Source organism: Pseudooceanicola lipolyticus, assembly GCF_002786325.1.
In the GTDB taxonomy this organism is placed as follows: domain Bacteria; phylum Pseudomonadota; class Alphaproteobacteria; order Rhodobacterales; family Rhodobacteraceae; genus Pseudooceanicola_C; species Pseudooceanicola_C lipolyticus.
Genome location: NZ_PGTB01000201.1, coordinates 1 through 5,725 on the forward strand (window position 1 = coordinate 1; position 5,725 = coordinate 5,725).

6 protein-coding genes are annotated in these 5,725 nt (G+C 66.8%); 5 read left to right on the forward strand and 1 reads right to left on the reverse strand.

Features of this window, described 5'->3' with window-relative positions; all coding sequences use genetic code 11:
* Positions 1-191: 191 nt before the first annotated feature.
* The 5 genes from CVM52_RS22950 to parE all read left to right on the forward strand — a co-directional run bounded on the left by CVM52_RS22950 (position 192) and on the right by parE (position 5,224).
* On the forward strand, positions 192-1,556 hold the full coding sequence (locus tag CVM52_RS22950) for an MATE family efflux transporter (RefSeq protein WP_100164679.1): 1,365 nt from the start codon (positions 192-194) through the stop codon (positions 1,554-1,556).
* Positions 1,557-1,614: 58 nt separating this feature from the next.
* The gene (locus CVM52_RS22955) at positions 1,615-2,487 is read left to right on the forward strand and encodes an alpha/beta fold hydrolase (protein WP_100164680.1); all 873 of its coding nucleotides are present in this window, start codon (positions 1,615-1,617) and stop codon (positions 2,485-2,487) included.
* Between the two features lie 61 nt (positions 2,488-2,548).
* Positions 2,549-2,797, forward strand: coding sequence for a hypothetical protein (locus CVM52_RS22960; protein ID WP_100164681.1), 249 nt, complete (start codon positions 2,549-2,551; stop codon positions 2,795-2,797).
* Positions 2,794-3,174, forward strand: a complete 381-nt coding sequence (locus tag CVM52_RS22965) for a type II toxin-antitoxin system death-on-curing family toxin (protein WP_100164682.1) — start codon at positions 2,794-2,796, stop codon at positions 3,172-3,174. The genes CVM52_RS22960 and CVM52_RS22965 overlap by 4 nt, the downstream gene beginning before the upstream one ends.
* A gap of 94 nt (positions 3,175-3,268) precedes the next feature.
* On the forward strand, positions 3,269-5,224 hold the full coding sequence (parE, locus tag CVM52_RS22970) for a DNA topoisomerase IV subunit B (protein ID WP_100164683.1): 1,956 nt from the start codon (positions 3,269-3,271) through the stop codon (positions 5,222-5,224).
* A 108-nt stretch (positions 5,225-5,332) separates the two neighbouring features.
* On the opposite strand, the gene CVM52_RS27135 is transcribed toward parE, so the two are convergent.
* Positions 5,333-5,725: hypothetical protein (locus CVM52_RS27135; RefSeq protein WP_172721071.1), on the reverse strand; the 393-nt coding region annotated here is incomplete at its 5' end.

A 5,725-nucleotide genomic window follows, 5' to 3' on the forward strand; every position in this document is an offset into this window, starting at 1 on the left:
GCCCGCGTGCCGCCCGCGCCATGGCCGGGCTGGAACTGGCCGCCGGCGCGGTGATCGCCCTGCTGGCCACCCAGATCGCGCTGCGGCTGATCTGACCCGCAAGGCCGTGTCGGCCATCTGTCGCCGCGTCGTCAGCCCCCCTGCCGCGGCATGTCTTGCCGCCCGCGCGCGATCCCCCTAAAGCCTCGGTCATGACCGCGCCGATGACATTTGCCGCGCACCTGCGCGCGATCCTGACGCTGGGCCTGCCGTTGATCGGCGGGCACCTGGCGCAATTTGCCATCGGCCTGACCGACACCGTGATGCTGGGCTGGTACGGGATCACCGATCTGGCCGCCGTCACCCTGGCCCACGGCTATTTCTTCGCCTTCTTCATGTTCGGCTCGGGCTTTGCCATGGCGGTGATGCCGCTGGTTGCCACCTCGGCCGGGCTGGATGACGTGCAGGGCATCCGCCGTTCGACCCGCATGGGCCTGTGGCTCAGCTTTGCCTTCGGTCTGCTGGCGCTGCCGGCGATGCTGGGATCGGGCACGCTGCTGCGGCTGCTGGGCCAGGATGGCACGGTGGCCGACCTGGCCGCCAGCTATCTGCGCGTGGCCGGCTGGGGCCTGTTCCCGGCACTGCTGTTCATGGTGCTGAAATCCTATCTTGCGGCGCTGGAACATACCCGGGTGGTGCTGTGGATCACCCTGCTGGCGGCGAGCAGCAATGCGCTGGTCAATTACATCCTGATCTTCGGCAATTGGGGCGCCCCCGAACTGGGCGCCATGGGGGCCGCCATCGCCTCGGTCTGCACCCAGAGCGTCAGCCTGCTGGCGGTGGTGCTCTACGCCCGTCGGCTGCACGAACACCAGCTGTTCCGTCGCCTCTGGCGACCGGATTGGGAGATGTTCGCACGGGTGCTGGGGCTGGGTCTGCCGATCGGCCTGACCCTGCTCTGCGAGGTCAGCCTGTTCGCCGCCTCGACCTTCATGATGGGTTGGCTGGGCGAGGTGCCGCTGGCGGCGCATGGCATCGTGCTGACGGTCAGCGGCGTCACCTTCATGGTGCATCTGGGCCTCAGCAACGTCGCGACGATCCGGACCGGCACCGCTTTCGGCCGCGGCGACCGCACGCATATGCAACGCGGCGCCATTGCCGTTTCCCTGCTGTCGCTGTGCTTCGCGCTTGGTACCATCGTCGCCTTCCTGCTGATCCCCGAACCGATCCTGGCGCTGTTCCTCGACGGCGACGACCCGGCCCGCCCCGAGGTGATGGCCACCGGCGTGGTCCTGCTGGCGCTTGCCGCGCTGTTCCAGCTGGTCGATGGCGCCCAGGTGGTGGCGCTGGGGCTGCTGCGCGGCGTGCAGGACACCACCATCCCGATGGTGGTGGCGGTGCTGTCCTACTGGGCGGTGGGTCTGACGGTCTCCTATCTGCTGGGCTTTCCGGCCGGGATGGGCGCCACCGGCATCTGGCTGGGTTTGGTCTGCGGCCTGGCCTGCGCCGGCATCCTGCTGATGCTCCGATTCTGGATCCGAGCCATCGGCCGGGTGCCGCAGCCGAACGCCGCATAAATCCTTTCCCGCCGCCGCCCCGCCCCCTAGGGTGAGGGTCAGCGCGGGGAGGAGAGCGATGCAGACAGAAACGCTGACGCTGAACGGCCAGCCGTTTTACATCCGTCGCTGGGGCGATCCCGCCCTGCCGCCGGTATTGCTGTTGCACGGCTTTCCCGAATATGGCGGCGCCTGGGAACCGCTGGCGCGGCATCTGGCGGACCGGTTCCATTGCATCGCCCCGGACCAGCGCGGCTATGGCCGCAGCTGGGCCCCCGAGGGTGTTCAAAACTATGCCATGTCGGCGCTGGTGGCGGATATGGCCGCGCTGATCAGCCACACCGGCGCGCCGCTGACGGTGATCGGGCATGACTGGGGGGCGGGCGTCGCCTATGGCCTGGCGATGTTCCGGCCCGAATTGGTCGCCCGCCTGATCATTGCCAACGGGGTGCATCCGGTCCCGTTTCAGCGGGCATTGGCCGCCGGCGGCGCCCAGGCCGAGGCCTCGCAATATATCAACTTCCTGCGCCGCCCCGACAGCCACAAGATCCTCGCCGCCAACGATTTCGAAAAGCTGCTGGCGCTGTTCTCGGCCAAGATGGACCTGTCCTGGCTGAGCGGTGAGTTGCGCGCCGCTTACAAGGCGGAATGGGCCCGCGACGAACGGTTGAACACCATGATCCACTGGTACCGTGCCTCGCCCCTGCAGGTGCCCGAACCGGGGCAAGCCCTGACCGGGCTGCCGGACTTTCCGCGCGACAAACTGCTGGTGCGCTGCCCGCACCTGCTGATCTGGGGGCAGGACGACACCGCGCTGCTGCCCGAGGCAACCGAGGGGCTGGAGCATTACGCCCCCGATCTGACCCGCGTCACCCTGCCCGGCGTCGACCACTGGCTGCTGCACCAGACCCCGGCCGAGGTGGCGCGGCGGATCAAGGACTGGATGCCGTGAGGTACCTTGAATAAATGTACATCTGAATGCATATTCTGATGTGTATTTCAGGAGCCATCCGATGACCCGCCTGCTTACCAACCAGATCTGCACCATGACCGAGCTGCGCGAGCCGCAAAAGGTGCTCGACCGCGCCGGCGGCAAGCCAGTGGCGATCATGAAAAACTCGCGCTGCGTCGGGTATCTGGTGCCGCAAAACGCCGCGCTGCCCGATGAACCCGACCACGCGACGATGGAGGAGCTGCGGGCCTATATCGAACGGTCACGCGACCGGGTTGCCCCGGTTCTTGACTATCTCAAGGACAAATGACCTTCACCCTGTTGGGCGCCGACATCGTCGAAGCCCTGCATGACTCGGTCCTCAATCCGGGCGAACTGCCCGGGAGGGCGCGTGACAAGTCGCTGGAAGGCGCGCTGGCGCGGGTCGACAACCGGCTGATCTATGGCCTGATCGGCGACATCTTCGACCTTGCCGCCGCCTATGCCACCGCAATCGCCACCGGGCACTGTTTCAATGACGGGAACAAGCGCACCGCCTTCGATGCGATGAACTTCTGCCTGGAACTGAATGGCGTCGAACTGAACTGGCAGGTCGAGGACGCCGGTGATCGTATCATCGCGCTGGCGCATGGGCTGATCGGCGAAGAGGCCATCGCCGAGTGGCTGCGCAACAAGGCGCGGGGCTGATCCGCAGCCGCCTTTGCCGAGGCCGGCGGGGAATCCGCTTCCCCCGCCCTGCCGGCTCTGCCATACTGCTGCCCAATCAACAAAGAGCAGCGGTATGAACGACCTTCTTACTCAGGTGTCTCCTTCCGATTACGACGCCTCCTCCATCGAAGTCCTCGAAGGGCTGGAACCGGTCCGCAAACGCCCCGGCATGTATATCGGCGGCACCGACGACCGGGCGCTGCATCACCTGGTCGCCGAGGTGCTGGACAACTCGATGGACGAGGCGGTGGCCGGCCATGCCAACCGCATCGAGATCGAGCTGCACGAGGATTACGCCGTCACCATCCGCGACAACGGCCGCGGCATCCCGATCGACCCGCATCCGAAATTCCCCGGCAAGTCGGCGCTGGAGGTGATCCTGTGCACGCTGCATGCCGGCGGCAAGTTCTCGGGCAAGGCCTATGAGACTTCGGGCGGGTTGCACGGCGTCGGCGCCTCGGTGGTCAACGCGCTGTCGGATTCGATGGTGGTGCAGGTCGCCCGCGACCGCGAGCTGTACGAGCAACGGTTCTCGCGCGGCGTCCCGCTGGGCCCGGTGGCCAAGATCGGCGCCGCGCCCAACCGGCGCGGCACCACGGTGACCTTCCATGCCGATGCCGAGATCTTCGGCCATCACCAGTTCAAGCCGGCCCGCCTGTTCAAGATGGTGCGCTCCAAGGCCTACCTGTTCTCGGGCGTCGAGATCCGCTGGAAAACCGCCATCGACGATGGCGAGACGCCGACCGAGGCCAGCTTTCACTTTCCCGGCGGCCTGTCCGATTACCTGAAAGAGACGATGAACGGCGTCTCGACCTATGCCGACGCGCCCTTTGCCGGCACGGTGGATTTCAAGGAAAAGTTCAACACCCCGGGCAAGGTGGAATGGGCGATCAACTGGACGCCGTCGCGCGACGGCTTCATCCAGTCCTATTGCAACACCGTGCCCACCCCCGAGGGCGGCACCCACGAGGCCGGGTTCTGGGCGGCGATCCTGAAGGGCATCCGCGCCTATGGCGAGCTGGTCAGCAACCGCAAGGCGGCGCAGATCACCCGCGAAGACCTGACCACCGGCGGCTGCGCGCTGGTCTCCTGTTTCATCCGCGAGCCGGAATTCGTTGGCCAGACCAAGGACCGGCTGGCCACGACCGAGGCGCAGCGGCTGGTGGAAAACGCCGTGCGCGACCATTTCGACAACTGGCTGGCCGCCGATACCAAATCGGCCGGGGCGATCCTGGATTTCCTGGTTCTGCGCGCCGAGGAACGTCTGCGGCGCAAGCAGGAAAAGGAAACCGCGCGCAAGTCGGCCACCAAAAAGCTGCGGCTGCCGGGCAAGCTGGTGGATTGTTCCAACAGCGCGCGCGAGGGCACCGAGCTGTTCATCGTCGAGGGCGACTCGGCCGGCGGTTCGGCCAAGATGGCGCGCGACCGCAAGACCCAGGCGCTGCTGCCGCTGCGCGGGAAAATCCTGAACGTGCTGGGCGCGGCCTCGTCCAAGCTGGGCTCGAATGCCGAGATCTCGGACCTGAGCCAGGCGCTGGGGGTCAGCCTGGGCACGCGGTTCAACATCGACGACCTGCGGTATGAAAAGATCATTATCATGACCGACGCGGATGTCGACGGGGCGCATATCGCCTCGCTGCTGATGACCTTCTTTTTCACCCAGATGCGGCCGATGATTGACCAGGGGCACCTGTATCTGGCCTGTCCGCCGCTGTTCCGGCTGACCCAGGGGGCCAAGCGGGTCTATTGCCTGGACGAGGCCGAGCGCGACGAGTGGCTGGCCAAGGGGCTGGGCGGCAAGGGTAAGATCGACGTCTCGCGCTTCAAGGGGCTGGGCGAGATGGACGCCAAGGACCTGAAAGAGACCACCATGGACCCGGCCAGCCGCAAGCTGATCCGGGTGACCATCGACGAGGACGAGCCCGGCGAGACCGGCGACCTGGTCGAGCGGCTGATGGGCAAGAAGCCCGAGCTGCGGTTCCAGTATATCCAAGAGAATGCCCGCTTCGTGGAAGAGCTGGACGTCTAGGCTGTCCCGGCCGGGACAGGGGCGGAACGGCTTGGTTTTGCTTGCGGTGCCGCCGGGTGCGGCGATGGGTGGGCGCGGCGCCGGTGGCGGCTGTTGGCCACCTGCGCCCTATTCCAGCCGCGTCAGCCCCGCACCGTCCCAGTAATACAGTCCCTGGCAATTGCGCGTGGCGTCGCCGCAGGCGGGGGATGGACCGTAAGTGGCAAGACCCTGGTTGCCGTTGGTCAACGGCACCAATTGCACCGAGCCGGTCAGCAGGCTGTCGGGCGGCAGGCCGGCGCGGCTGCTGAGGAAGACATCCACCGTGCACAGCGCCGCGCCGCAGAACGGGCGCGGAACTGCGGTTTCGCACAGGATGCGCGACCAGTCGAGCAGCGTGTCCTCGGCGCCGTCGCCGTCGAGATTGCCGGTCAGAAGATAGCCGGGTTCGCGCGTGGCCGGCCCGTTGCAGCCGGCGGTCAGCGCCGCCTCGGCAGCGGCGCGGGTGCCCTGTCCGGGGCT

What these genes read in the sequence shown, in the direction of transcription:
- parE (WP_100164683.1), top strand. Translation starts at nt 3,269, where the DNA reads ATGAACGACCTTCTTACTCAGGTGTCTCCTTCCGATTACGACGCCTCC.
- CVM52_RS22955 (WP_100164680.1), top strand. Translation starts at nt 1,615, where the DNA reads ATGCAGACAGAAACGCTGACGCTGAACGGCCAGCCGTTTTACATCCGT.
- CVM52_RS22950 (WP_100164679.1), top strand. Translation starts at nt 192, where the DNA reads ATGACCGCGCCGATGACATTTGCCGCGCACCTGCGCGCGATCCTGACG.
- CVM52_RS22960 (WP_100164681.1), top strand. Translation starts at nt 2,549, where the DNA reads ATGACCCGCCTGCTTACCAACCAGATCTGCACCATGACCGAGCTGCGC.
- CVM52_RS22965 (WP_100164682.1), top strand. Translation starts at nt 2,794, where the DNA reads ATGACCTTCACCCTGTTGGGCGCCGACATCGTCGAAGCCCTGCATGAC.